Origin of the sequence: Roseovarius aestuarii (assembly GCF_019966515.1) — a bacterium.
Taxonomy (GTDB): domain Bacteria; phylum Pseudomonadota; class Alphaproteobacteria; order Rhodobacterales; family Rhodobacteraceae; genus Roseovarius; species Roseovarius aestuarii.
Window position 1 is genome coordinate 126,792 of the sequence record NZ_JAIMIB010000009.1, and the last position, 25,442, is coordinate 152,233.

The following is a 25,442-nucleotide window of genomic DNA, read 5'->3' on the forward strand; positions in this document are numbered from 1 at the left end:
CTCAGTCTCCGTTGTTTCTGATCAGTAATTTGTTGATGTCATCTTCGTCGATAGCCCGGGAAAGACCCGAAAAATCGCCGCCCAGCATGCCAGAGGCCACATCAATCGCCGCGCCATAGGCCACCCGTGCCAGGGCCGCACCAATCGACAGGCGCGCCGCGCCCATTTCTGCAAAGTTGCGGCGTGTCAGGGTCGAAAACTGACCCGATGCCAGCACATTCACCGGCACAGACACGCTCGCGGTGATCCGTTTCATCTCCTCCACATTTGGCGGCGCAGGGACATAGACACAATCCGCCCCGGCGGCCTCATAGGCCCGAATCCGGCGGATCGCCTCGTCGCAATCATAGCAGCCAAGCATCACGCCATCGGCGCGCGCCACCAGAACGAAATCACCTGGCAACGCACGCGCCGCACTTGCGGCAGCCCGGATACGCTCAACCGACAGGTCAAACTCATATGGTCCGAAGTCCGGCAGCGCCGTATCTTCGATCGAGCAACCCGCCAACCCGACCTCGGCAGCCAGCCGAATGGTCTCCGCGACATGATCCGGCGCTTCTCCGAAGCCATTCTCGAAATCACCCGATACCGGCAAGGATACGGCGGACACCAGATCCTGCGCATGGCTCAATGCCTCGTCCCGCGTCAGCGTGCCGCCGTCCACCCGGCCTTGTGTGAACGCGTGTCCGGCGGATGTGGTGGCAATCGCAGACGCACCCAGTGCCTGCATCATCCGGGCAGAGCCAATGTCCCAGGCATTGACCAGCAAGAACGGATCACCGGGCTTGTGCAATGCCCGAAATTCAGCGCCAATATCGTTCATCTTATCTCTCCGATTGCTAAGTAACCGAGAAGACAGTCCCATGGCTTACTGACAGAAACAGACACTAGTCAGCCCCAATCCATCACAACTTTGCCCGAATTGCCCGAGATCATGGCGGCGAACCCGGCCTCGAAATCGTCAATCCCGATGCGGTGGGTGATAAGGCCCGAGACATCCAGCCCCGACTGCACAAGCGCGATCATCTTGTACCAGGTCTCGAACATCTCGCGGCCATAGATGCCCTTGATATGCAGCATCTTGAAGATCACCGTGTTCCAGTCGACCGGGAAGGCCGTCGGCGCGATCCCGAGCAGGGCAACCTTGCCGCCATTGTTCATCCGCGCGATCATCTGCTGCATCGCTGGTGCCGCACCGGACATCTCAAGCCCAACATCAAAGCCCTCGGTCATGCCGATCTCGGCCATCACGGTGCGCAGCTCTTCGTTGCCGACATCAACGACATATTGCACGCCCATCTCGCGCGCCAGCTTCAGCCGGTAAGGGTTGATATCGGTGATCACTACCTTGCGGGCACCGACCTTCTGCGCCACCAGCGCGCCCATGATTCCGATCGGCCCCGCGCCGGTCACCAGCACGTCCTCACCGACCAGATCGAAACTCAGCGCCGTGTGCACCGCATTGCCGAACGGGTCGAAAATCGCGGCGATTTCATCGGGGATATCCTCGGGGATCGGCACGACATTGTTTTCCGGGATGCAGACATATTCAGCGAACGAACCTGGCCGGTTTACCCCCACACCCTTGGTGTTACGGCACAGATGCCCACGACCGGCGCGGCAATTCCGGCAGGTACCACAGACCACATGGCCCTCGCCCGATACCCGTTGGCCGATCTTGTATTTCACCGCCGCCTTGCCGCAATCAACGATCTCGCCGACGAATTCATGGCCCACGACCATCGGCACCGGCACCGTCTTGGCGCTGAATTCGTCCCATTTCCAGATATGCACATCGGTGCCGCAGATGGCCGATTTCTTCACCTTGATCAGCACGTCACTCGGCCCCGGCTCTGGTACGGGGACATACTCCATCCAAAGGCCCGGTTCGGGTTTGGCCTTTACCAGCGCTTTCATCTCGTTTTTCATTGGATCACCTCCAATTCACGGCCCACGACCTCGAACGCGTCAATCGCCCGGTCCAGCATCTCGCGGGTCAGCGCCGCGCTCATCTGTGTGCGGATGCGGTCCTGCTGCTTGGGCACAACCGGGAAGCTGAAGGCGGTCACGTAAACCCCGCGTTCCCCCAGCTTCGCCGCCATTTCCTGCGCCAGTTTCGAATCACGCAGCATGACCGGGATGATCGCATGCTCCCCGGGTAGTAATTCGAACCCCAACGCGCCCATCTTCTCGCGGAAATAGGCAGCATTGTCCCACAGGCGGTCGCGCAATTCGCCGCCGTTTTCCAGAAGATCGAAAACCTTCAAAGATGCCGCGGCAATCACCGGCGCCAGCGTGTTCGAGAACAGGTAAGGTCGCGAGCGTTGCCGCAGCCAATCTACTACCGGTGCACTTGCCGCCGTGTAGCCGCCGGAAGCCCCGCCAAGCGCCTTGCCCAACGTGCCGGTCATGAAATCGACCCGCTCAGTCACACCAAATTTTTCTGCCGTTCCGCGCCCGGTCGGACCGACAAACCCGGTTGAATGGCAATCATCCACCATCACCATCGCATCATAGCGATCCGCCAGATCGCAGATCTCATCGAGGCGCGCGTAATAGCCATCCATCGAAAACACGCCATCAGTGGCAATCATCCGATGCCGCGCGCCGCTTGCTTCTTTCAGGCAACGCTCCAGATCGGCCATGTCGCTATTGGCATACCGGAACCGCTGCGCCTTACAGAGCCGCACCCCGTCGATGATGCTGGCATGATTGAGCGCGTCGGAAATGATCGCGTCTTCCGGGCCCAGAAGCGTCTCGAACAAACCGGCATTCGCGTCAAACGCCGCGGCGTAAAGGATGCTGTCCTCTTTTCCCAGAAAGCCTGCGATCCGCGCCTCAAGCTCTTTATGTTCCTGCTGCGTGCCGCAGATGAACCGGACCGAGGCCATGCCGAACCCGTAGCGATCCAGCCCCGCATGCGCCGCGGCAATGATCTCGGTGTTATCGGCCAGACCAAGGTAGTTATTGGCACACAGGTTGATCATCTCGCGCCCATCGACCAGTGACACCTCACCGGCCTGCATGCTGGTGATCACCCGTTCCGTCTTGTAAAGCCCTTCATCGCGCAACCCGTCCAGCCGCCCGGCAATATCGTCGTTAAATCTGTCTGATGCTCTCATGGTCATGGTCCTCCTGACTCAGTACCATGCCTCAGGTATCTCGGATTTACGACGGGCAACATAGTCCCTGAGCGCCTCATCGGTGCCCGCGTCGATTTTGGGCGCCTCATAGCGCTCCAGCATCCCGGTCCACCGCTCATACGCCCGCTGGCGCATATCCTTCTCGCCGCCATCCTCCCAGCTTTCGACATTTTCGCTGTCGCTCAGGGCAGGTTCATAAAACGCGGTCGTGTAATTGCGCATGGTATGGCCGCAGCCCAGGAAATGACCAGCGGGCTCAACCTCGGCGTAAGCATCCCGCGCCAGCGCTTCGTCACTGGTATCCAGCCCGCCCAGCAGCTTCTGGTACCCGCCCAGCCGGTCGGCATCCATCACCAGTTTCTCGAACCCGGTGCACAATCCGCCTTCCATCCATCCAGCGGCATGCAGCACGAAATTCGCACCGGCCAGCATGGTCGAATGCATCGAATCGGCCGACTCATAGGCCGCCTGGGCGTCCTCGATCTTGCTGGCTGTCAGCGACCCGCCACAGCGCAACGGCAAGCCCACACGCCGCGCCATCTGTCCGATCGCATAGTTGCTCATCACCGGCTCCGGCATGCCAAAGGTTGGCGCCCCGGATTTGAGGCTCATGGATGACAGGAAGTTTCCCAGCACGAACGGCGCCCCGGGCCGCACCAGCTGCGCAAAGGCGCAGCACATCATCGCCTCGGCCATCGCCTGCGTGACCGACGCTGCCGTGCTGACCGGCCCCATCGCACCGCTGAGGATGAAGGGAACCACCACGATACCCTGATTTCGGCCGCAATAGACCCTGATCGCCTCGCTAACGACCTTGTCCACAAGAAGCGGAGAATTGGTGTTCACATTGCCCATGATGACGCAGTTTTCGTCCATGAACTCCCGCCCGTGCAGGATCTCTGCCATGTCCACGCTGTCCTGCGCCCGGCTCATCTCGGTGATCGCACCGAGGTGCGGTTTGTCCGAAAGCGCCATGTGCCGGTAAACCATGTCCAGATGGCGATGGCTGACGGGCACGTCACAGGGCTCGCAGATCACCAGCCCGGTGTGATGCAGGTTGGGATGCATATAGGCCAGCTTCACCAGCTTCTCGAAACTCTCCATATCGCCATACCGCCGCCCGCTCCGCAGATCGCGCACGAAAGGCGCGCCATAGATCGGCGCAAACACCTGATTGTTACCCCCGATCACGACCGAGCGTTCCGGGTTCCGCGCCACCTGGGAGAATTCGCGCGGGGCCTTGGCACAGAGCGCACGAATCCAACCCGCATCGGCCCGCACCCGCGTGCCAGTGACATCCGCACCCGCTTCCTGCCAGATTCGATGCGCCTCAGGATCGTCGCGAAATTCGATGCCGATCTCTTGGATCAGCCAGTTGACCTGCGCCTCCAGCTGGATGATTGTTTCTTCATCCAGCGGATCGAAATGCGGCAAGCGCCTTAAAACATGGGGGGATGCCGGCGATGGCACCTCTTCCGCCCCGGTCTCCCTTTTATGTCGCGCGCGTCTGGCCATCCGGCACACTCCCCTATTGTCAAAACAATCTATCTGATCTCATAACCTTCGTGATCCTTGTAAATTCTGAGGCTTTGGATAATTTCAGCTTATGCAAGAGCTTTGGAAACTCGTCTCCTCCCCGCGCCACCTGCTGGTGTTCGAAGCCGCCGCCCGCACCGGTTCTTTCACCCGTGCCGCGCAGGAACTGAACGTCCAGCAACCGGCCGTTTCCGCCGCGATCAAGCAGTTGGAAACCTCGCTGGGTCTCACGCTCTTTACCCGCGCGCACCGCTCGGTCACCCTGACCCAGGCGGGTGAGCGTCTCTATACCGATGTCGCCGGTGCGTTCGACCGCATCCTGCAAAGCGCCCGGTTGCTGACCGCCCGCAGCGCCCAGGATCATGTAACCCTTTCGGCCTCGACCGCTTTTGCCCATTATTGGATGGTGCCCCGGCTGGCGCAGTTTCACGCCGCCCATCCCGGCATCGACCTGCGCCTGCAAACCTCCGAGCGGGAACCCGATATCGGCGCCGAAGGCATCAGCCTGGCCATCCGGCGCGGCACCGGGCACTGGCCGGGCTGCCAAAGCCACCTGCTCGCGCCCGAGGTGATCTGCCCCATCGCCGCCCCCCGCGTCATGGCCGCCGCCGTCAATCTGGCAACCGTCGCAAACCTCAGAAATGAGACTCTGATTCACCTGGAAGAGCCTATTCGTGAACGCCCCGGCTGGGTTGATTTCTTCAGCCATTGGAATGTTCCTTACACCGAGCCCCGCACCGGTCTGCGGCTCAACGACTACGCGCTGGTGTTGCAGGCGGCAATCGCGGGCGAAGGCTTTGCCTTCGGTTGGCGGCATGTCACCGAAAGCCTGATCAGCCAGGGCCTGCTCGCCGCGCGCCCCGAATGGGGCTGGACCACCGGCGCGGGCTTCTACCTTGTCTGGTCCAACAGCATGCCGTTGTCGCCACAGGCCGAAAAGGTGCGCGGCTGGCTGATCGACCTGTAGCCGGGGATCAATCCCGGCCTACGCCGCAATCCGCGGCCTGCCCGACGCCTCAACCGTGATCTCCGCCTCCAAAAACACCTCGCGCGCCTCGGCCTTTGCAGAACGCACATCGCGCGTCCGCGACAGGTGAATATCCTCTGCGCCTGCCAGTTCGGCCTCCCGCCGCGCCTCATATTCCAGCGTGTCTTCCAGCGCTTGCATCGCCGCCTCGGCCTCGGTGAAATCCTCGGGCCCGGTCTCGAGGTGCACGCGGAACTTGCCTTCCGCCGGGGAGGTTACGGTGCCCATCCGCCGGATCGTCACCCGGCCCACCACCGCACCGATGGCATTCGCCACCCCGGCATGTTCCGGCAGGATCATCTGACAACCCAGCCGGTCGCCTACCGCCGGATAATAACTCTGCGCCGAGGCGCCAAGCCCGATCACCGGCACGTTCACGCCGGCCTCGATCCGGACCAAACCGCGATGATGCTCCAGCCCCTTCTGCATCAGCACATGCCGCGCCAATTGTGTCGGAGGCAAGCCAAAATCAACCTCTTCTTCAACGAAAGCAGACTCTAACAAGGCCAAAGATGTCTGATGCGTCAACTGGTCCACGATCATCTGCGCCATGCCCGACACATCCGGCATCAGCATGTTACCTGACCCGGTGCGCTTGCGCCCGGTCAGTTCCAGCGCCTTGGCTGCGGCTTTTGTGTCCCAGGCCTCCAGCCGTCCCAGGACGTGGCTCGCATCCGACGGCGTGACCCCGGAAACCTGCACCAGCCCGCGCGTCACCAGGCGTTTGAGCGCCTGCGCCTCCATGCGAGTTTTCAACACCGCACCCAGCGGCTGAACCTCCTCACCGATCCGGGCCAAGAGCGCGGCATCCCGATCGCCCAAGCCGCCAGCCTCGATCCCAGGCACCGCGCGAACAAACCGCGCATCGTATTCGCCCGGTGTTTGGTTACGGAGCTGGTTATCCAGCGCGTCATGCACCACATCCGGCGCATCAACCGCCATCAGGCTGATGGGCACAACCCTGCGCGGGCCCAGCGTGACGCCACCTACCAACCCTTCGTCGATCACATGCACCTCGCTGTCACCGCCAAGCCCAGTGGTGCGCATCGCCACGGCCTCCACCATTGTCCGCCACGGTCCCACCTGTGCGCCCGCCGGATCAATCGCGGGCTTGCCGCCGCGCAACACCGCCACGTCTGTCGTCGTGCCGCCAATGTCCGACACCAGGGAATGCTCCGCCCCGGTCATCCAGCGCGCGCCAACGATTGACGCCGCTGGACCGCTCAGGATCGTCTCGATGGGCCGTTCGCGTGCCTGCACGGCCGAGATCAGAGCGCCATCACCGCGCACCACCATCAGCGGTGCGTCGATGCCCAATTCGGCAAGCTTGCCCTCGGCCTTGTCAATCAACCGTGCGATCATCCCGATCAGCCGCGCATTCAACAGCGCTGTCAACGCGCGCTTCGGCCCGTTCAACTTGGCCGACAGATGGTGCGAGCACGACACTGGCCTGCCTGTAATCTCGCGGATCATCTCGGACACTTCCAGCTCATGCGCCGGATTCCGGGTCGCAAACTGGGATGCCACCGCATAGGCGGAAATGCCCTGATCAGTCTCTAACCAACCGGAAAGTGCTGCCTTATCCAGCGCATTCACCTGTCCACCCGCGTGATTATGCCCGCCCTCAATAACCAGTGCGGGATCGCCACCCAGAGCCTCGCGCAACCCATGCGCTTCTAGATCGCGTTCGCGAAAACCGACATAGACCAATCCGACGCGCCCACCCTGGCCTTCGACCAGCGCATTGGTGGCCAACGTAGTTGACAAGGACGCCATGCCGATGTCGCTTACATCCGCGCCGCTGCTTGCCAGCACAGCTGCAATCGCCTCGCCTATTCCTACCGCCAGATCATGGCGCGTGGTCAGGGCCTTGGCGCGCGCGATAACTTCCTGCTCATCACGGACAAGCACCGCATCGGTATATGTGCCACCGGTATCCACGCCCAAAAGCAATGCCATGGGGATATTCCTCTTCCTGTTCCGACCAAAGGATTTAGCGGGTTTTTCCGGCTATACCAGCCCGTTTGCGGCAGATTTCAGTTGCTGCACCGCCCAGCGGGCCGCATCCGCCACAGTGGCATCGGGGTCGTCGCAGAGCCGCTGCACCACCGGCAGCAAACCCGCGTCCTCCGAATTACCAATCGCATATAGCACATTGCGCACGAACCGGTTGCGCCCGATGCGCTTGATCGGGCTACCTGAGAAAAACGCCCTGAACGCCGCGTCGTCAAGCGCGGCCAGCTCCACCAACCTCGGTGCCATCAGATTGTCGCGGGCATGATACTTCACCTCACGCGCCGCCACGGCGAATTTGTTCCAGGGACAGACCGCCAGACAATCATCGCAGCCATAGATCCGGTTACCCATCAACCGGCGCAGGTCTTCATCTACCGGACCGTGATGTTCGATCGTCAGGTACGAAATACACCGTCTGGCATCCAATTGGTAAGGCGCGGGGAAGGCATCCGTTGGGCAAACGTCAAGACAGGCACGGCAATTACCACAATGGTCGGTTTCCGCGGAATCAGTCTCTAGTTCCAGAGTGGTGAATATCGACCCGATGAAGAACCAACTGCCCAGATCGCGGCTGACAAGATTGGTGTGTTTGCCCTGCCAACCCAGCCCTGCGGCCTGCCCCAAGGGCTTTTCCGGTACCGGGGCGGTATCGACGAATACTTTAACCTCGCCACCCGCCTGATCAATCAGCCAGCGCGCCAACCGTTTGAGTCGTTTCTTGACCGTGTCGTGGTAATCGCGGTTTCGGGCATAGACCGAAACGGTGCCCACATCGGCCCGCGATAGCGTCGCCAACGGATCGAACCCGGGAGCATAGCTCTCGCCCAGCATGATGACCGATTTCGCCTCCGGCCACAGCACTTCGGGCGCTCCGCGCCAATGGGTCCGCTCCGCCAGCCACGACATCTGCCCGTGATACCCCTTGTCCAGAAACGCCACCAACCGCTCGGGCACCTGCGGCACATCCCAGGGGCGACATATACGGGCCAGATCAAACCCTTCGGATATCGCCTGCGCCACCAGTTGCTGCTTCAACTCATCCATGACCGGGACCCGCCCAACGCAATATCAGGCGCACGGCGCAAACCCGATCACTCTTCATGAGCATTCAAAAACAGATGATTGCCGATCTCGGTCAAAACCTTCATCTGCTCGGCCCAGGTCGGGGACACCGAATGTGTATGATAATAAACCGCGCCACGGGCAAAACCCCACGCCCCGTGACGCAACAAGAATGCAGCAATGCGCAACGAGCGGTCATAGGCTCTTGAATTCTTAAATTCTTCCGGGTGATCATCGCAGGCATAGCTGAACTGACAGGCACTTCCTTCTTCGCTTCCCTGATAGATTACATCGCACACCGTGTCTGGAAATCGCGGGTGCGCCGCGCGGTTCAGAATGACCTCGGCCACCGCGATCTGTCCCTGAACGCTTTCCCCCCTTGCCTCGAAATAAAGCGCCTCCGCAAGGCATTTATGCGTCTCGCTGACCTTCTCGGGCAGAGGTAGTTCGTCAACCCACGCCTTGTTCAGTTGCGTCGGCTCGATCAGTTCCGGTGTCTGGGGATAGTCGTCACGGTCCGGTCGCTCAAGCGTGTAGGGCTGGTACCCCGGCACCGTCCCGGTCACGAAATCCCGCCCGATCGCAAAAGCCAACAACCCGGCGCAGCCAATCACCAGACCCGCGAATACGGATTTTTCCGATTTACCCATGCACGTCCTTCCACGTGCAGTTTAGAACGATGGTGCGAAAATCGGAAACGATTTTCGCCTTGGACATCAGGCAAAATCAATAAGGTAGGGCGTCAGAAATCCAGATCAGCATAATGCGCCGGCGGCGGAAAGCCAGAGACCTGATCTGCCAAAATCGCCCGGAAGGCCGGACGTGATTTGATCTTGGCATACCAGTCCTTGACCGCCTCGCTTCGGTGCCAGTCGACATCACTGATATAGTCGAGCGCGCTCAGATGCGCGGCGGCAGCGAAATCAGCCAGCGTCATGGTGTCGCCCGCCAGCCAGCGGCGGTGATCCAGCAACCAGGTCATGTAATCCAAATGATATTTTATCGCCTTGGCGCCCTGCTTGATATTGCCGCTGTCGGGATATCCCTGCCCCATCACTTTCTTGTTGACCCGCTCGTATAATAGCTTCGAGGTCACTTCGTGGTGAAACTTGTCGTCAAACCATGCCACCAGCCGGCGCACCTCGTAACGCGCATCGGCACCGCGCGGCATCAGCGCGGGTTCTGGGTACTTTTCCTCCAGATATTCACAAATGGCAGTGCTTTCGGCCATCGTCTTGCCGTCTATCCGCAGGATCGGCACCTTGCCCGCCGGATTGCGACGCAGAAAATCCGGATCGCCCTCCCAGTAACGCTCCTCGGCCAGTTCGCATTCGATCTTCTTTTCGGCAAGGCACAGCCGCACCTTGCGGCAATAGGGCGAGAGCGGGACGTGAAAGAGCTTGGCCATAAATCCGTTAAACCTTGAGAGGGGCTGTGCCTTCAATGCCCCGAACGCGGATGTTTTTCAATCCTCGAAACAGGCAGAGCGGCCATCACGGCGGATCGTAGCTGCGCCATCCATAATGCTCGCTGCCCGTTCGCGCAGGCTGGCCGTGGGTTTGCTGGCCGACCGCCCCTTGGGGTCCGGCAGCACCGCCGCGAGCCGCGCGGCCTGCACATCACTTAGCTTGTCGGGGCTGACACCGAAATAATGGTTCGCCGCCGCCTCGATGCCAAAAACCCCTTCATCGAACTCGGCCACATTCAGATAGACCTCGACAATCCGGCGCTTGGTCCAGATCATTTCAACCACGGGCGTAATTACTGCCTCAAGCGCCTTTCTCAACCAGCTGCGACCATGCCAAAGATATGTATTCTTGACTGTCTGCTGGCTCAGGGTCGAGGCTCCGCGCCCGTAGCCTTCCTCGATCGCGGTGCGAATGGCCGTCATGTCAAATCCCCAATGAGCACAGAAGTTGGCATCCTCGGCGGCCACCACCGAGCGGGCCATTGCCGGTGCCACATCGTCAAGCTGCACCCAGATATGATCAACCCGACCCAACCGCCGGGCTTCCTGCCCCATATAGAACGTATCCGGCGGGGAGATTTCCCGGTGCACCGCGATCACCAGCGCCACCACCGCAAGACAGAGCAGCGCAACGCGAAAGATCCAGCGCCGTAGCCATGCGACGGGCCGGAACCGGGCCTTGGTGTTTGCTGATTTCTTACTGCTCTTACGCTTCGCCATCCTGGCACTGCTATAGCGCGCGCGGACCGGTCGCAAAAGTAGATTTGCACAGATCCGGCCATTCAGGTCTGGTCAGCATCTTGGCCTTGAGCTGCCTGACCATCGGGTGACCCAATACACGGCTTACATCGCGCAGGTCGAGGTCATATATCGTCGAACACTAGTTTGAAAAATTAAGGCGCCGGGGTTTGTACTCGGCCGGATAGGGTATCTGCCCGAGTGACGAGAATTCATAGACCCAATGATTTACCTGGGCGTCAAGGACAGGGTCGGTGATCGGGTCATGCTTGCAATCGACAATACCGACGAAACTATCGGGCCCCATCGCCTCGATGATCCTGCCAAGTGTACGGACGACGAGCCCCCTGCGCGCCGGGATCTGATGACGGATACACATTTCTATCGTCGGCGCGCTGATCAACACGATAGGCTCTTCCGAAAACGCCGCCGAATACCATGCCGCCATGTCTTTGCAAAATCCCGACCAGCCGTGCAAAATTCTGGCGAAATGATCTTCGGCCGGAAGAGAGAATGTGGATTGCCCGATTTCCGGGTCGCCTGGATGGCCGGTGTTGAAGCCAAGGGATGAAAGGTAGATTTCTTCAATCGTGATCGGTTGATAGGGCTGAGAGCTATTCATGCTAATGCCTCCCCCAGGACGACCTCGCTTTGCGCGGGTGTGAACACATTGCACGAAAACGCCAGAAAGCGACCGTCATCCGTGCGGTGAATCGGGCCAAGCGCCCTGGCCTGAAACCCCATGGAACGAGCCATTCTCATGAAGGCAGGGGACCCCAGGAAAAGACAGGCCTGAGCACCCTTGCGCGCGAGAAATTCATTGGCCGCGCGTAGTATTTTTGGACCCAGCTGCGTTTGGCCAAAGGAAATGATCCTGGTCAGCTCCCATGTATTCTTGTCAAGTGGCGGCTCATCGCTGCAGATCGTTGCGGGTATTCCCTGCAACCGGCCAAAATATGCATCACGGATCATGTAAGATGCGTTGCCGTCCTCTGAGAGATGCGTTGTTTGCAGCAGGCGCGCACCACCCAGAACGCCGCCATGTCTGGTGTCGTGAGCAATTAGATAAACGGTGTGTTCGCAATCATATTGTTCGACCTCAAGATCGTCATCATAGGAAATTTGCCAGCCCATATCTTCGACAAAAACCCGCTTTCTGAGGCGATGAAATTCATCGATCAGCCCCTTGGGGTCATCATGTGGCTGGACCACCTTGACCTGTGTATAAGGAAGTCGGCGACGTACCGCGAAATTCGCGGTCGAAAGTGTCTTGTCTCCGCGTTTTCCCGAAGCAACCATCACACTACGATCCTAATTCCTGAATAAATTTAATGTAAACTGAAGGTGTTACCGACTCGAGTCGATTGATTAACGGGCTCGCATGAAAAATCAAACCTCAGGTTAGAATCATTTAAAATACCTAACCTGAGGTTAGATATACTTGCGAAAACGGCTAGAATCGCTGCACGGTTGCTTTCGCCAGAAGCGGCAACCAAAGTTAATGACAGGTGACGTTGTGTATTGGGCAGAGCAATTCTGAAGACAGCAGAACATAGTTTACACGCAATAGGCAGAACGGGTTGAATGGCGTTTCGGGAGGTAAAGGCACTTTCGGCAGCAGACTTGTTTGAAGAGTCTCTTGAAGCGATCTCTGCGATTGGGAGCGAAGGCTATTTCGTGATGGTCAACCATTCGCGGAAGGGGCCGGAATTTATTCAGAGCAGCTATCCCCAAGAGTGGCAAACCGAGTATGATGAAAATTCCTATCATCTGAAAGATCCCGCCTTTCTTTGGAGCCTTGCAAAAAATGGCTCGCGCCGATGGTCCGAGATCAAACTGCCGGACCCCTCGGGCGTGATGAAAAAGGCCAGACGGTTCGGGTTGATCTACGGCGCAATCTTCAGCAAGGGTTTCCTGACGAAGAAATCCGTCTTCAGCGTCGCGCGTGACGACCGTGAACTAACTGACGACGAGATATCGTTCCTCGCAGGATGGTTTGAGCGATATGTGACAGCCTGCAATCGCAAACAAGCGTTTTCGATCAAGGAATTGGATGTCCTTCAATGCCTGGCCAATGACATGACGGTCGACGAAGCGGCAGATAATCTCAATATTAGCGCTTCAGCCGCCAAAGCACGGTTGAAAACCGCCCGGGATCGCTATGGCGTAAAAACCAATAGCTGGCTGGTCGCATCGGCATTGAGATCAAACCAGATCGATTAGAGCGTACGCGAAGAACTTGAAGCGGTTTTCCGCTTGGACATCGCGCAAGATCGGTGCACGGATGACTTACCCGAAGCTCCACCGTTCCGGTTAATCAGCTGGCATCCGCGCGAGTTGTATCCAATTCGATCACTTCGGCCGTCTGGTCAGCGTCCGGGCCGCTTTGCGGTTCCATCGCCGATATGAAGTCACGCACTTTCTCGCTGACTTCCAAAAGGAAATCATAAACGACACGCCCGTTGTCTGACAGGCCACGATCCGCCGGATATCCCAGATAATACCCAAAACCGGTATAAAACTCTGTGTCGTCCAGCCGTTGCAACTCACCCGAGGCAATCCGGTCTGTGATCATCGCAAGACTACCCAGTGCGATGCCTTCACCCTTGGTCGCGGCACCAATGGTTTTGGAGTAGGTCTTGAACTTGTGCCGGCTCAGACGATTGAGATGCTCGTGTTTAGTGCCTTTCAGCCAACCCCTCCAATCGACCCAGCTCGGCTTCCAGCGCGGGTAGTCCAGAAGCGACGGCGCAAGTTTCGGGTCGTCAATCCCGTAGCGCACAATCTTTCGGTAATGTTCGACAACGGCGGGGGATGCGACCGGGGCCAGAACTTCGTCAAACAGCTTTTCTGTTTTCCAGTTAGCGAATTTCCCTGAACCGTAAAGAATGACGATATCAGGATTAGACGCATTCAGCTCTGCGAAATCATCAGTCGCCACCGAAGCAACAGATCTTGAATCATCCGAAAGCAGGAAATCGGTGAGCCTGTCCTGAAGCCAGAAAACCGAAAGCGTTGCGCTGTTGGTTCCGACCCGCGTTGGGTTTTCCAGGTGACTGTTTATGCCGGCAAAAGCGTCATCCAGATAGTCGAGCGCTGCCTTCGTTCGTTCAAAAAGAACTTCACCGTTGGCGGTTAATGACGGGCGGCGGGACACCCGGTCGAACAAGCTGTATCCTAGCTGTTCTTCAAGCGAGGCAATACGTTTGCTGACAGCAGCCTGGGAAACTTCAAGCTCCAGTGCGGCGGCGGAAAAGCTGCTGTTCCGGGCCACCGCCTCGAAAAAAACCAAGCTGTTCAGAGGGGGCAGTTGTCTCTTGGCCATCTGTCCAATGTTCTCCTGAGTAACGACGTGAAACAGCAAAACCTGTTACAAAGTTGCGTTTCTTCATGCGTTTACGTCTTGGTTAGGTACTTGTGCTCGGCATAACGTTCGTTGCCTTCGCAGATCACTAATGGGCTATTGCAACAAGCTTACCCGATGCCTTGGTCGATCATCTTTCAACGCGCCGCTTGGATCGTACGCGCCGCAAGATCCGGAACAGGTCAAACTTGGAGAAAGCGGGGTAACATACCATCTTACTGCTCCATCTCCGTGGTCATCTCCGTGGTCATCTCCGTCAACGAAGTGTGCTCAGAATTGAACATTCTGGCCGCTTGTCAATTTAAAAATTCACCATGCACACACGCATAGCCTGAAGTTCTTTCAGGCCATAAGAATAGATCATGCGTTCAGATGTTTTCGGCATCAAGTTCGATTTCACTTAACTCGATGTCGCGACAACCAAGGCGCAATCCCCGTAGTCACAACATCTATGACATCAGCTCAAGCCCAGGATGTGACGGTATCCGACAAGTTTTGGACAATACGCGCCGTGTCCAACGCGATTTGGCCGAGCTCCTCATATTGAAACAATACAAGAAGATTTTCTGCTCGTTCGAACTCGACAATAAGCCCTGTCAGATCCTGTGCGTTGTTGTCCGACGAGGTCAAGACCTCCAGAAACGCGCTCACTTGCGACCGCATTTCATCGACAAACATGGCATCACTATCGATCTCGCCACTTTCGACCCTGGCGAGGATTGATCGAATGCCGGAAGCCCAGCGCGCCCGAAGCGTGTCTGGCAAACCGGGATCACCCGGCGTTTCATCCGGCTGGGCGATGAGCGGCTCCGCAACAACCTTGTCTGTCGGGACGGGTGCCAGACCATGCGCAGCGATAAGACGACGAACCTTGTCCGAGCGGGCGGATTGAATACGTTCAGCGGTATCAAGCACGGATGTCACCAAAGCACCTGCACCGCTTTCTTCCCAAAGGCGATCGTCTTCCGCATCCAGCGCGGCACGCGCTGTCAACGTCGCGATCGGAAGGATCGCCTCGGCACGTTTCGCGGGTCCTGACTGCAGTTTGCTGACGATATCGGGCATAAGTGTGCCATCCATCCGATCCACATGGGTCAGCGACACCACCGCGTTCTTGCACAAAGTCGGTGGAATTTTCCGCCAGTAGTCAGAGAACTCGGCATTCCCCTCCAGCGTCACATCACTGCACCAGATCATCATATCCGCCAAGGTCGCCAGCGCGAACAGCGCCGCACGCCCGGCTTTTTTGTCATCCAGCGCCGGGATATCGACAAGCCAGATATCCCGCAGCGCATCGCAGTCGATCTCAAGCGTGATGATGTCTGGTTTTTCCGCCATCGCCCGCGTCAGATCAATGCCATCAAACGGCACATCAGCGCGATCCCACCAACCGGCAACGGTACGCTCGACCGCCGCGTATTTGAGTACGACGGGCGGCAGGTCAACATGATCCTGCCCGACCGGCAGGATATCCGCTCCGGACAGAAGATTGACGATGCTGGACTTGCCTGCGCCCTGTTTGCCGGCCACCGCGATCCGGACCGGCTGGCCGACCTGATCCAAAAGCTGTCGCGCCATCTCCAAGTCGCGGCGTGCGTCATCACTCTGCGCTTCACCAGCGTTTTCAAGCCAGGTAATGAGGTGCTCAAGCTGGCGTCTTTCGTCAGCACCGGTGATATCATCATGCATGCTCATGCTCAGTGATCCCCGCGATCGGGGGCACCCGACACGCTGTTCTGTTGCAGATGCGCGGCCCAAGCGGCTGCGACATCAGACATGTCCTCCGACGCGGTCACGTGTACAAGGGTTTTTCCCTCACAAAGGTACATGCCGGTGGCATGGCCGTGCTGACCGAAAACCGGCAGAATGAGCCAGGCCTCATCTGCCGTACGCACCTCATCAAACTCGCGCTGCAATTCCTGCAAAAGCTCTGGCGGCGGCAACAGGTCATCCTGACCGGATATGTTTTCCAAGACACCATCTGCGGTCAGCGTTGCCGTGGCATCCGACAGATTGAAAAGCACGTCCTCAAAGGTCTGATCGGCGGGTACTTCCTGAACGGGTTTTTTTTCTTCAAACCAGCCGCTTTCCTGGCAATAGTTCAACACATCACGGCCCGGCACGCCCGCGCCATCGGACACGATATCCTCCGTCAGACTCTCCGGTGTGATGCTGATCGCGCCGTCCGCCGCAGTAAGGTGCTTGAGAGATTGGGCCACATCGTCCGGTTTTTTGACCCAGACCAAGGGCTCATCTTCAGTATCGGCCTTGAGGATGCGGGCATTCGCCACCAGCAGCCGGACGACATTATTGCCAACTGCGAAACTCAGCACCCGCGGCAGAATGGTATCCGACGTCTCATTCAGGATCACCCGCAGCTTTTCTTCAGGCGACGCCGCATCAATCTGCTGTTGGCCACCGCTTAAAGAGGCCATTCTCTCATCCAGCCGAGACAGGATCGCAATGGCAGTCGGATCAACCGGCATCGGCACCCTCCTCCAGGCCAAAGATATCATTGATGCGATGGCCGGTTTTCCTGACCCGGTCGACCGTCAGCTCCAGATCGTCGACCGAGGTGCAGTCAAAACAAAGCGCATGCTCGACCTCCGCACAGTTCCGCAAATACACGCCAACCCGCGACGGCTCGAACAGAAAAAACGGCGTCATCGATGCGCCTGTCGAAATGATTGTGAACCGGTCTTTCATGCACAGGCGCGCGGCATGATCCGCCAACCTGTCGTAGAATTCCTGAGGGCGCCGCACCTCGCTGGCGGTGCCCAGTACGAGCCCTGCCGACATATCGACATAACAGGCGCTTTGACACGCTGGCACGGATTGCAAACTTTCCTGCAGTACTTCGTTAAGCGACAAACCTGAATTCCCCATCAATTGTGCAGGCTGTTGGCAACGCAGCATGCCGCGTCACGCCCATCAGTTTCAACTACACGTCAGTCGAGACCCTCCCGCGTGCAGGTCTGATTTTCCGGCTCCGCATTCCTCAGCGAAACACAAACCTTCCTGCTCCATCCGTTCGATCAGCTGACCGACGGCGCCCAGAACATCCGGAATGCTTTCGATCTCGAATTCGGCAACGATCTGGCTCCATATCGCGGAGGCTGCACCTGCCTTAGCACTAACTCCCGTTTCGACCAGCTCGGGATCTGCCGTCAAGACCTTGTCGGCTTCCTCTCCTTCGCCATTGTCGTCATCATCGTGGAAGAGGCTCTGCAGGTTGGACAAGGCCGACTCCATGTTATTTTCCGGATCAGGAGCGATATCCTCACCACCGTGATCAGGGCCTTCCTCTACACTCAGGTCGGGGCTGATCTCGGTGCTCAGGTCGTTGTCCGGGTCCATAGCGTCCATCGCAGCAGGCGTCATCGCGTGCTCGGACATGTCATCCGCCTCCGGGTCGCTGGCTTCGTCGGCAACCAGGACGGGGCTTTCGCGAAGCTGCGGCTCTTCCTCAACCTGTTCTTCGTCCGCGAACAGCGGTTTGCTTTCAATCCGAAGGTCACACTCAGCCTGCGGTTCACTCTCAATCTGCGGCTCGTCGCTAACCTGTTCCTCGCCCTCAGGCGAGTAGTTCGCATTTTCAGCGGCTTTGGCTTTCTCCAATAGCTCAGCCATCTCGCCTGATTCAGAAACACTCAGCACGCGACTGCGCACGTCTTCCGCCTTTTCGGCGCTGATGCGCTCACGACCCGACCCGGATTTGCGCGTCACCCGCATCGGGCGCACCCGAGGCATAACCGGCTCTTCAGCAACAGCCGTATCGGCGGCTTCCGCCAACGGGGTCGAGATGCTGCTTTCCTGTTCAGCAAGACGGGTCAGCGTGGCCAGCAGCGCCGTGCCGCCGCTCTGCTCCAACAGGTCGGACGCATCAGGGTTCTCCTTTCCCGCCAGCGCATCGACTGCCGAAAACATGATAATGTCGCCGAACAGGCTACCCGCTTCATGCGTCAGGCGTCGCTTCACGCGCTCACGGTTCCTTGCATCCAGCTTGTCTGACCGCGTTGCCAACAGAATTGAACGTTCCTGAAGAGCCTGCGGCACCTGACCCCAGGCGCTGTTTTCGCTTGCCCGCCAGGCCTGCGTCGCGTGGGTGCACCAAATAATGATATCGGCGTTTTCAAGCGCTGTGTCGCGATGGAACTCGGGAATATTAGGGTCCGAGATGCCCGGCGTGTCGATCAGATCGAAACTCTCCAGGAATTCGCTTTGCGCGTAAATCTTTATGTAACGCACGGTGCTGACATCCAGCGACTGGATATCTGCAAGATCAACCGTGTGCTCGTTATTGTCGCTGTCAACATAGTAGGGTGACGCGTCCCCATGGCTCAACCAGACCGGAGGTACCTGTGTCGCCGTCACCTTGGTCGGCAAAATATCCCTGCCCACCAGAAAGTTGATCAGCGTGGTCTTACCCGCGCTGAACTCTCCCAACAGCGCGATACATGGTTTAGCCCCCTTGACCGCCCCCTCATCCGTGGCTTGCCCGGTGGCGTCGGGCGTGCCCGTGAAATTGGCTAAGGTCATCAGAACTCTCCTACTGCTGACATTTTGTCTAGATCGCGAACCATTTCCGAGCACATAGCTGCGTCATGATCGGACTGGCGCTGAGCATCGGCAGATTTCGCCGGTTGTTGCTTGTCGCCATTCGCAAGGGTCTCGACCATCTCTAGATGCTCGTGCATGAATTCGTTATAGGCCGACCGGCATTCTTCAAGCAGCTCCGGCACCTGAGACTGGATGACCTCGGAAATGACGGTCTGAATTTCCGCCCGGATCAGCTCTGCGTATTGACTGGCAGAGGTCTCGTAGCCGCGGCGCTGCTGCCACCACCTGCGCCACCAGTTACCCTGAAGGTCAAGTGCGATGGTTTTTCCCAGGCTGACCGGCGGCGGTACGCGCGGAAGGACCGGCGGTTCGATCCTCAGGTCATCAAGATGCCCCGCCATCGACTCGCGGTAGAGTGTTTCCACTTCCTGAGCGGTTGTGCCAAGTAACTGCCCGACGCGGGATTTGAACTGGCGGGCGAAACTGGCGTAGGCCGAACGGTGCAGCATACGAAGCCCCGCCGGTTCATATGTCCAGGTGCCCTGCTCCCCGTACATCTCGAAGTGATTGACCAGCGACGTCGTCGCGCGGTGAACGAAATCCTCCTGCGCCCGCTCCATCCGTGCCAGAAGATCACCGTGCAACTGCTCGCAGAGCGACCCCAGTTCCTGTCCACGATTGACGGCGATATCCTTGATCATCGACGCCGGAACCTCCCCGTTCAGCGCCATCAGCGGTTGCCCGTCAGCGCTGGATTTCTGCGCGGTGGCCATCACCTTGGTCTCACTCGCCAGGTTATGGGTGCGGCGCCGTATCCGTTCATAGGCATGCAGTGCGCTGCCCTGCGAAATGCGCTCGGCCAACGTAGTCAATAGTGACGGCAGGCCGGAAAAATGCCAGACGGTTTCTTCAAGCGTCTGGTCTTTCATGTCAGGCTCTTCATTCAGAAAAGTCTCCAACACGTTAAGGGACGTATCGGGCATCGCGCCCATGTCACCGGTCAGCGCTGCTTCGGCCCACATCGCACTTCCGAAAATGATCGGAACCTCTGTTTCGATTTGATGTGAGCGCAATGTATCGCGGATGCTGTCGCGGATTTCCGGGATCTGCTCGGCGGGGTTTTCCAATTCGTCCACACGGTTCACGAAAAGCACGATCTGGCGCTTCTCAAGCGTGGAAATGATCCGCATCAGCGCGATATCAACCGTGGTCAACGCCTGATGCGCCGCCAAAACCACAACGCAGAGTTCCGCGCCACGCAGGCTGCGAATTGTGATCTGCTCACGCATCATGAATGTGTCGTTCACGCCCGGCGTGTCACAGACCTGCATCGGCATCGCGTAATGCGGCACATCCAGAAACAACTCGGCTGATTTGGTTATGTCGGCAAAGCAACCGGTCTTGGCATTAATGCCGTCGATGTCGTAGTCGTCACCAAGGCTGACATACCGCTCCATCAGCTCGGTATCGACATAGCCATAGTCGTGTGTCTGCCCCAGAAGCATCTCAAAATGCTTGCCCAACCGACGCTCGGTCTTGGCACGCATCTCCTGAATTTGGCGTTCGATATCCGCCATTTCATCAGGTGCGCCCGCGCGGTTGGCCAGCTCTCCCAGACGGCCGCCATTCCTGGTCAGCGTATCCCAGTCACCTTTATCGAGAAATGTGAAACGTGCCTTGATCTCATCTTCGGGCGGGTTCTGAGGCACTTCATTGCGGATGTTGATCGAGGTCACGACTGACGTCCACGGGTTCACATCCGCAGGCAAAAGGCCCGGTGATCCAGCCAGCACATTTGTCAGAGACGATTTACCTGCCTTAACCTGCCCGACCAGAATGACCTTCGCCGAAAACTGCCTGAGACGAAACAGCAGCGATTTGGCCCGCGCTGACACCCGGGCGTCCGGCAAGGATGCCAGGCGCTCCAGTTTCTCGACAAGGGCCGAAAAATCATTGCGCCGCTCGGCAAACGCTTCATTGCCGCTAGACAGAAGATGTAAATTCTGGACCATAACAGTTTCTCAGACCAATTTATCCCAGCTGCTCAAAACAGATCATGCTGCCATTGAGGGTTGGTAGCTTCGGTTCAGCGCGCTTGTGACATCCAAGGCAGCGCAGACGAGTTCGGTTCGGACGGGGCTCAGACCCTCGGCCATCAGGCCCAGCGCCAGAATGCGAATGGTTTCAAAGCAATCGCCTTGTGTCATCGACAACAGAACCTCGGCTTTATCATGGCCGTCATTACCCGATGCCCACAGCGTCATACGCCGGTTTTTCAGCATGTAGTTGTCACCGTTATAATCGATCATCTGGATCGCAAGGCCGATGTCAGGAGCGATGCGCCGCAGCGTTGCAAGTTCCGATTCCAGTTCCCGGCTCTGAAGTGCTTTCATCAGGTCCGGGTTGCAGGCGACAGGGTAATTGGTGCTGTTTGTCATGATTTTGTCTCGACTCTCTTGCGACAAAAATTCGGTAGGCAAAGATCTGAAGGGTAATCATACGAACCAAGGGGCGATCACGGCCACATCGCGGCCGTGATCAATTCATGTCAGAGACCTCAGTTGGAGAGGTTGTTCACATCTACCAATGAATCCGAGATAAGCGCATACCACTCACCCGACTGGCGCATTTCGGTCAGCCCGCGGTTGATGAGCGCCTGATAGACCCGACCACGAGGATTGGTCTTGTGCGTGATCAGGTGCAGCGTCTCCAGTTTGGACAGGTTGGGGTTGGGAAGGGCTTCCGCTGCTTCGGGCACTTCCGACGCAGCAGCGGCACCGTTTTCAAGGTCCAGCGACACCATATCAACGTCACCCTTCGCCAGCAGTTCCATGCACTCCTTGGCCGAGTTGGGACGCACAAAGGTCACGACCGGATCATTGAGACCTTCAGTGTTCAGGTCGGCTGTCGACCATCCGTCGACCCGGCAGATACGCGCACCGGCGTAATCCGCAAAGGATGTTACGTTCGCGTAGTCATTACCCGGCATCGACCAATACGCTGCAACCGTTTCATAGATCGGCTGCGAGAAATCGTATTCGTCGCAGCGCTTGCGCGACTCGTCATTCAGAAGGTCGTATTTGCTGCAATCGGGCTTGATCCAGGCCACCGAGACATCGAAGGCGCCAAGCGGCAGGAGTGTCTCCATATGCGAGCCCCAGTCATCGACGAAGCTGACGGTGAATTCGCGGTCGTTGCCGCCACGTTGCATGGCAGTCGACGCAACACGTACCAACATACCGCCACCCTTCAGGTCCTCGCCAGTGAACGGCGCCCAGCCATTACCGCTGACAATTTTGATCGGCGGTTCGTAGATGTTCGATTTCTTGGCGCGGGCTGCCTGGATGGCTTCCTGCTCTTCAATGACATCCTGGTGGGATTTACCCGAGGCAAGATTGCCGTCCGCACAGGGGATCTCCAACAGCGTGCCTTCTTCCAGCCTGTTCGGATCCGAAATCTTGTTCCGGTTGGCGTTAAAGATCATCTGGTAGTCAAATGTACCAAAGGCGGTCTGTGCAATGCTGCCCAGAGAATCTCCGTCCTTGACCGTGTAATCCGAGCACGCTTCCTGCGCTGCGGCCGTTGTCGACAGTGTTGCCATGGCGATGACGGCCATTGAGCCGCGTGCCATATTCTTTACATTACAAAGCATTTCTTGCTCCTTCTCAATTTGGTTTATTCGGTCGGCGCGACGCGCCACTCTTGTTGTGCGGTTGAGATTGGCCGCCCGCTCACCGCGAAAGCTCATGGGCCGCCGGTTTGGGCAGAGATCAGTTCATGACACTGCCCGCCTGTACCTGGATTTCACTCTGTAACCCTTCAGCTATGAGGTCTCGCCACTCGCCTGACTGATGCATGTTGAGCAGGCCGCGATTTAGCATTTCGATCAATTTCTCAGCGTTCGGATTCTCGCGATGCACCGCAATCTGAAGCGACACGATATTGTTCAGGTTCGGGTTCTCCGAAACCACTTCCGAGATACCCATCGCCTCGGCAGCATGGCTGCCGGCGCGAGAGTCCAGCGCGACAACATCAACCTCGCCCGCCATCAGCATGTCGAAACAGTCGCTAATCCGTTCAGGCTGGGTCAGTTTGGTAACCGGGGGCAATAGATACAGCTCGGCCAGATGCGTTGTCGGGTAGCCTTCGGGCCGGCAAATGTTGGCACCTTCAAGGTCGACGAAATCCACAGTGCTGTCATAGCCACTGCCATTCTGGGCGAAGAACACTTCGACAATCTCGTAGAATGGCGCCGAATAGATATAGGTCTCGCACCCTTTCGCCTCGTATTGTGTCAGCTTTACCGAGTTCTCGCAGGCAGGCTGAGTCCAGGGGAAGCTGGCGTCAAAGGCCATTGACGGCAGCAACGCCTCAAGATGCGCTGCCCAGTCATTTACAAACGTGACGGTGTATTCCTGTTCGGGATCGGCCCGCAACATCGCGCGCTCGACAAGCGTTGTGAAAATCCCCTGCCGGGGCAGGCTTTCGTCGGTATAGGGCAGATAGCCATTGGCCGTGACGAAACTGATCGCATCAGGTGCCATTTCAGCCAGCGTCGGCGCTTTTTGCTGCTCGCCCGGAAGCGATCCATCGGCGCAGGGCAACCGCAAGACAATGCCCACTTCGATGATGTTGGGATTGCGCCCAACCTCATCCCTGTTGGCATCATAGATCACCCGGAAGTCATTATTTCCGTAGGCTTTCTTGGTGATTCCACGCAGGCTGTCGCCTTTTTTAACTCGATAGATCTCGCAGGCGCTCTGGGCATAGCTGGTTTCTGGCAAAAGGGCAGAGGCAGCTACAGTGAGCAGTGCGAAGGCGGTCATCTTCTTCATCTTATGGTCCTTTCGAACTCTCAGTGGGGTGGTGGCTGAACTGCCAGTCACCGCCCATTATTGTTTCTAACTCATCGTTCTGGGCCGATACCTTGATCACCGCGACCGACACATTGTCCTGGTCCGGGTCATTCAACTCGGCAACGGCGGCCATCAGCGCTTGCGCGATCTCTTCGCTGCTGCTGTCCCGGTTGGCTTTGACGATTTCGCAGATTTGGTCATCTTCCAGAAATTGCAGCCCGTCGCTCGAGGCGATGACGATATCGCCCGCCTCAAGGTCCACCGGCGCCTGGCCGTAATCGATCCGCGGAATGGTCTCGCCCATCAGCACAGATGTCAGGCAATTCCGGTCCGGGTGATTTTTTGCGGCTTCTTCGTTCAACATCCCGCAGCGGAACATCAGGTCGATCTGAGGCGCCATCGAATGGTCTTCGTTGACCTGCCTGATCTGGCCGTTGTTGAACACATAAAGCGGTGAGTCACCCACAGAAATCCAATGCAGGCGGCGACCGCTCAACACGGGAACCACAAGCGTCGTGCCCATTCCGGCAACATCGCGATTATTGGCGACATAGGCGGCAATCGACGCATTCGCTTCAAGCGTGGCCTCTTTAAGAAACTCAGGTATGGCGCTATCTTCAATCACACCTTCTTCAAGGCGCTCTTGCAGAACATCGACCAGTTTTGTGACAACGATCCTGCTAGCAATATCTCCGGCCTCGTGACCGCCCATGCCATCGGCAAGAACCACAAATCCTGAATCGTCGTCGATCACGCCAAAGGCAACCGCGTCTTCCTGGTAATCCCGCTGTCCCTGATCCAGCGCAGCTGCGACATCATAGATCATCTTCAGTGCGCCTCGTCTTCAGACCAGCAGAAGTTTTCGTTGCAGAAGCCAACGAAACTCAGGGTGGTTTCGCCAACCCGGATCTGATCCCCGTTTTGCAGGGTTTCGGTGCTCAGTACCGGCGCGCCGTTCAGACGCACGATATTCGTCTTACCGCCATGACCCAGATAGAAGCTGCGGGTTTCCGCATCGTAAGCTACCGCCGCATGGTTCGATCTTGAGATGCTGTTGTCGCCAAAATCCAGCTGGATGGTCTGGTCGTCATCTCGACCAATCAGCGATACGCCGCTTTGCAGCGCCATCGCAGTGCCACGCCCGGGGCCGCTGGTAATGACAAGCCAGCCGGTTGGAAAATCGGTGGTCGCCCGCGCCTTTTCCTGAGGCGCTGATTTGAACAGTTCTTCGGTCCGGCCATCAGACCGGTCGAAGCCCAGCAATGTCGTCTTGACCCGGCTCTTGCGGCGTGTTGGTGCCGAGGCCGGTTCGGGCGCGCTTGGTGATGCTTCTTCCGGCGCCGCAGCGCTGGCATCCGCCGGTGCTTCAGTGTCTGCAACGGGGGCGCTGGCCTCTGCTTCGGCCGGCGTGGTGGTTTCAGGTGCCGGAGCCTCAGGTTCAGGAGCCGCAGCAACGGGGGGCTCAGGCGCGGGGGCTGGGCTTGGCTCAATCGACTGCGTATCAGCCGCTGCCGTGCGCTGTGCCACCTCGACCTGCTGATCGCCAGATGCGCGGGTCAGATCGAAACCGCCAATCGTTGCAAGCGGGTCCTCTTCTGATGTCGATGAAAACAGCAGGGCGTCCACGCCATTCATTCCGCCGTTTGCCGGTGCATCGTTTGTGTGGCGCCGC

At 58.1% G+C, this 25,442-nt stretch carries 24 protein-coding genes; 2 read left to right on the forward strand and 22 right to left on the reverse strand.

Annotated elements, in window-relative coordinates; genetic code table 11:
• Position 1 precedes the first annotated feature (1 nt).
• The 4 genes from LC334_RS12555 to LC334_RS12570 form a co-directional block, all read right to left on the reverse strand.
• A complete protein-coding gene (locus LC334_RS12555; protein WP_085800996.1) occupies positions 2-823 on the reverse strand; it encodes an isocitrate lyase/PEP mutase family protein in 822 nt (273 codons plus the stop codon).
• Between the two features lie 68 nt (positions 824-891).
• Positions 892-1,917, reverse strand: a complete 1,026-nt coding sequence (gene tdh, locus LC334_RS12560) for an L-threonine 3-dehydrogenase (RefSeq protein WP_217809117.1) — start codon at positions 1,915-1,917, stop codon at positions 892-894.
• An 8-nt stretch (positions 1,918-1,925) separates the two neighbouring features.
• The gene (locus LC334_RS12565) at positions 1,926-3,122 is read right to left on the reverse strand and encodes a glycine C-acetyltransferase (protein ID WP_085801096.1); all 1,197 of its coding nucleotides are present in this window, start codon (positions 3,120-3,122) and stop codon (positions 1,926-1,928) included.
• An 18-nt stretch (positions 3,123-3,140) separates the two neighbouring features.
• Positions 3,141-4,658 carry a trimethylamine methyltransferase family protein gene (locus LC334_RS12570; RefSeq protein WP_085800994.1) on the reverse strand — a complete coding sequence of 506 codons (1,518 nt, stop codon included), beginning with the start codon at positions 4,656-4,658 and terminating at the stop codon, positions 3,141-3,143.
• 91 nt (positions 4,659-4,749) lie between these two features.
• Between LC334_RS12570 and LC334_RS12575 the strand changes: the two genes are divergently transcribed.
• The gene (locus LC334_RS12575; protein ID WP_085800993.1) at positions 4,750-5,646 is read left to right on the forward strand and encodes a LysR substrate-binding domain-containing protein; all 897 of its coding nucleotides are present in this window, start codon (positions 4,750-4,752) and stop codon (positions 5,644-5,646) included.
• 18 nt (positions 5,647-5,664) lie between these two features.
• Here LC334_RS12575 and LC334_RS12580 read toward each other — a convergent pair whose 3' ends face one another.
• From LC334_RS12580 to LC334_RS12610, 7 genes are all read right to left on the reverse strand, one after another.
• Entirely contained in the window at positions 5,665-7,665 is a 2,001-nt protein-coding gene (locus LC334_RS12580; protein WP_085800992.1) for a hydantoinase/oxoprolinase N-terminal domain-containing protein, read from the reverse strand.
• A gap of 51 nt (positions 7,666-7,716) precedes the next feature.
• Entirely contained in the window at positions 7,717-8,766 is a 1,050-nt protein-coding gene (queG, locus tag LC334_RS12585; protein ID WP_085800991.1) for a tRNA epoxyqueuosine(34) reductase QueG, read from the reverse strand.
• 47 nt (positions 8,767-8,813) lie between these two features.
• Positions 8,814-9,434, reverse strand: a complete 621-nt coding sequence (locus LC334_RS12590; RefSeq protein WP_085800990.1) for a cell wall hydrolase — start codon at positions 9,432-9,434, stop codon at positions 8,814-8,816.
• Positions 9,435-9,526: 92 nt separating this feature from the next.
• Positions 9,527-10,192, reverse strand: coding sequence for an FtsZ-binding protein FzlA (gene fzlA / locus LC334_RS12595; protein WP_085800989.1), 666 nt, complete (start codon positions 10,190-10,192; stop codon positions 9,527-9,529).
• Positions 10,193-10,249: 57 nt separating this feature from the next.
• Positions 10,250-10,972 carry a monofunctional biosynthetic peptidoglycan transglycosylase gene (gene mtgA / locus LC334_RS12600; protein ID WP_085800988.1) on the reverse strand — a complete coding sequence of 241 codons (723 nt, stop codon included), beginning with the start codon at positions 10,970-10,972 and terminating at the stop codon, positions 10,250-10,252.
• Between the two features lie 160 nt (positions 10,973-11,132).
• Positions 11,133-11,612 (reverse strand): hypothetical protein, encoded by a 480-nt coding sequence (locus tag LC334_RS12605; protein ID WP_085800987.1) that lies wholly within the window; start codon positions 11,610-11,612, stop codon positions 11,133-11,135.
• Positions 11,609-12,289, reverse strand: a complete 681-nt coding sequence (locus LC334_RS12610) for an acyl-homoserine-lactone synthase (protein WP_085800986.1) — start codon at positions 12,287-12,289, stop codon at positions 11,609-11,611. Before LC334_RS12610 ends, LC334_RS12605 begins: the two co-directional genes overlap by 4 nt.
• Before the next feature lie 285 nt (positions 12,290-12,574).
• Between LC334_RS12610 and LC334_RS12615 the strand changes: the two genes are divergently transcribed.
• Complete coding sequence (locus LC334_RS12615) at positions 12,575-13,213, forward strand: helix-turn-helix transcriptional regulator (RefSeq protein ID WP_085800985.1); 639 nt, start codon at positions 12,575-12,577, stop codon at positions 13,211-13,213.
• A 94-nt stretch (positions 13,214-13,307) separates the two neighbouring features.
• Here LC334_RS12615 and LC334_RS12620 read toward each other — a convergent pair whose 3' ends face one another.
• The 11 genes from LC334_RS12620 to LC334_RS12670 form a co-directional block, all read right to left on the reverse strand.
• A complete protein-coding gene (locus tag LC334_RS12620) occupies positions 13,308-14,315 on the reverse strand; it encodes a LysR family transcriptional regulator (RefSeq protein WP_085800984.1) in 1,008 nt (335 codons plus the stop codon).
• Positions 14,316-14,816: 501 nt separating this feature from the next.
• Complete coding sequence (locus LC334_RS12625; protein WP_085800983.1) at positions 14,817-16,049, reverse strand: dynamin family protein; 1,233 nt, start codon at positions 16,047-16,049, stop codon at positions 14,817-14,819.
• Between the two features lie 2 nt (positions 16,050-16,051).
• Positions 16,052-16,840, reverse strand: a complete 789-nt coding sequence (locus LC334_RS12630; RefSeq protein ID WP_085800982.1) for a hypothetical protein — start codon at positions 16,838-16,840, stop codon at positions 16,052-16,054.
• Entirely contained in the window at positions 16,830-17,240 is a 411-nt protein-coding gene (locus LC334_RS12635; RefSeq protein ID WP_223412972.1) for a hypothetical protein, read from the reverse strand. The genes LC334_RS12630 and LC334_RS12635 overlap by 11 nt, the downstream gene beginning before the upstream one ends.
• 51 nt (positions 17,241-17,291) lie before the next feature.
• The gene (locus LC334_RS12640) at positions 17,292-18,893 is read right to left on the reverse strand and encodes a dynamin family protein (protein ID WP_085800980.1); all 1,602 of its coding nucleotides are present in this window, start codon (positions 18,891-18,893) and stop codon (positions 17,292-17,294) included.
• Positions 18,893-20,926, reverse strand: coding sequence for a GTP-binding protein (locus LC334_RS12645; RefSeq protein ID WP_085800979.1), 2,034 nt, complete (start codon positions 20,924-20,926; stop codon positions 18,893-18,895). Before LC334_RS12645 ends, LC334_RS12640 begins: the two co-directional genes overlap by 1 nt.
• Before the next feature lie 42 nt (positions 20,927-20,968).
• A complete protein-coding gene (locus tag LC334_RS12650) occupies positions 20,969-21,352 on the reverse strand; it encodes a hypothetical protein (RefSeq protein ID WP_085800978.1) in 384 nt (127 codons plus the stop codon).
• A gap of 119 nt (positions 21,353-21,471) precedes the next feature.
• Positions 21,472-22,530, reverse strand: coding sequence for a LysM peptidoglycan-binding domain-containing protein (locus tag LC334_RS12655; protein ID WP_223412973.1), 1,059 nt, complete (start codon positions 22,528-22,530; stop codon positions 21,472-21,474).
• A 154-nt stretch (positions 22,531-22,684) separates the two neighbouring features.
• Positions 22,685-23,749: a transporter substrate-binding domain-containing protein gene (locus LC334_RS12660; protein ID WP_085800976.1), complete on the reverse strand. Its 1,065-nt coding sequence runs from the start codon at positions 23,747-23,749 to the stop codon at positions 22,685-22,687.
• Between the two features lies 1 nt (position 23,750).
• Positions 23,751-24,596 carry a PP2C family protein-serine/threonine phosphatase gene (locus LC334_RS12665; protein ID WP_085800975.1) on the reverse strand — a complete coding sequence of 282 codons (846 nt, stop codon included), beginning with the start codon at positions 24,594-24,596 and terminating at the stop codon, positions 23,751-23,753.
• 2 nt (positions 24,597-24,598) lie between these two features.
• Entirely contained in the window at positions 24,599-25,405 is an 807-nt protein-coding gene (locus tag LC334_RS12670; protein ID WP_223412974.1) for an FHA domain-containing protein, read from the reverse strand.
• Positions 25,406-25,442: the final 37 nt, after the last annotated feature.

Coding starts and splice junctions, on each gene's coding strand:
- LC334_RS12555 (WP_085800996.1), bottom strand. CDS start 823: ATGAACGATATTGGCGCTGAATTTCGGGCATTGCACAAGCCCGGTGAT.
- tdh (WP_217809117.1), bottom strand. CDS start 1,917: ATGAAAGCGCTGGTAAAGGCCAAACCCGAACCGGGCCTTTGGATGGAG.
- LC334_RS12565 (WP_085801096.1), bottom strand. CDS start 3,122: ATGAGAGCATCAGACAGATTTAACGACGATATTGCCGGGCGGCTGGAC.
- LC334_RS12570 (WP_085800994.1), bottom strand. CDS start 4,658: ATGGCCAGACGCGCGCGACATAAAAGGGAGACCGGGGCGGAAGAGGTG.
- LC334_RS12575 (WP_085800993.1), top strand. CDS start 4,750: ATGCAAGAGCTTTGGAAACTCGTCTCCTCCCCGCGCCACCTGCTGGTG.
- LC334_RS12580 (WP_085800992.1), bottom strand. CDS start 7,665: ATGGCATTGCTTTTGGGCGTGGATACCGGTGGCACATATACCGATGCG.
- queG (WP_085800991.1), bottom strand. CDS start 8,766: ATGGATGAGTTGAAGCAGCAACTGGTGGCGCAGGCGATATCCGAAGGG.
- LC334_RS12590 (WP_085800990.1), bottom strand. CDS start 9,434: ATGGGTAAATCGGAAAAATCCGTATTCGCGGGTCTGGTGATTGGCTGC.
- fzlA (WP_085800989.1), bottom strand. CDS start 10,192: ATGGCCAAGCTCTTTCACGTCCCGCTCTCGCCCTATTGCCGCAAGGTG.
- mtgA (WP_085800988.1), bottom strand. CDS start 10,972: ATGGCGAAGCGTAAGAGCAGTAAGAAATCAGCAAACACCAAGGCCCGG.
- LC334_RS12605 (WP_085800987.1), bottom strand. CDS start 11,612: ATGAATAGCTCTCAGCCCTATCAACCGATCACGATTGAAGAAATCTAC.
- LC334_RS12610 (WP_085800986.1), bottom strand. CDS start 12,289: ATGGTTGCTTCGGGAAAACGCGGAGACAAGACACTTTCGACCGCGAAT.
- LC334_RS12615 (WP_085800985.1), top strand. CDS start 12,575: ATGGCGTTTCGGGAGGTAAAGGCACTTTCGGCAGCAGACTTGTTTGAA.
- LC334_RS12620 (WP_085800984.1), bottom strand. CDS start 14,315: ATGGCCAAGAGACAACTGCCCCCTCTGAACAGCTTGGTTTTTTTCGAG.
- LC334_RS12625 (WP_085800983.1), bottom strand. CDS start 16,049: ATGAGCATGCATGATGATATCACCGGTGCTGACGAAAGACGCCAGCTT.
- LC334_RS12630 (WP_085800982.1), bottom strand. CDS start 16,840: ATGCCGGTTGATCCGACTGCCATTGCGATCCTGTCTCGGCTGGATGAG.
- LC334_RS12635 (WP_223412972.1), bottom strand. CDS start 17,240: ATGGGGAATTCAGGTTTGTCGCTTAACGAAGTACTGCAGGAAAGTTTG.
- LC334_RS12640 (WP_085800980.1), bottom strand. CDS start 18,893: ATGACCTTAGCCAATTTCACGGGCACGCCCGACGCCACCGGGCAAGCC.
- LC334_RS12645 (WP_085800979.1), bottom strand. CDS start 20,926: ATGGTCCAGAATTTACATCTTCTGTCTAGCGGCAATGAAGCGTTTGCC.
- LC334_RS12650 (WP_085800978.1), bottom strand. CDS start 21,352: ATGACAAACAGCACCAATTACCCTGTCGCCTGCAACCCGGACCTGATG.
- LC334_RS12655 (WP_223412973.1), bottom strand. CDS start 22,530: ATGGCCGTCATCGCCATGGCAACACTGTCGACAACGGCCGCAGCGCAG.
- LC334_RS12660 (WP_085800976.1), bottom strand. CDS start 23,749: ATGAAGAAGATGACCGCCTTCGCACTGCTCACTGTAGCTGCCTCTGCC.
- LC334_RS12665 (WP_085800975.1), bottom strand. CDS start 24,596: ATGATCTATGATGTCGCAGCTGCGCTGGATCAGGGACAGCGGGATTAC.
- LC334_RS12670 (WP_223412974.1), bottom strand. CDS start 25,405: ATGAATGGCGTGGACGCCCTGCTGTTTTCATCGACATCAGAAGAGGAC.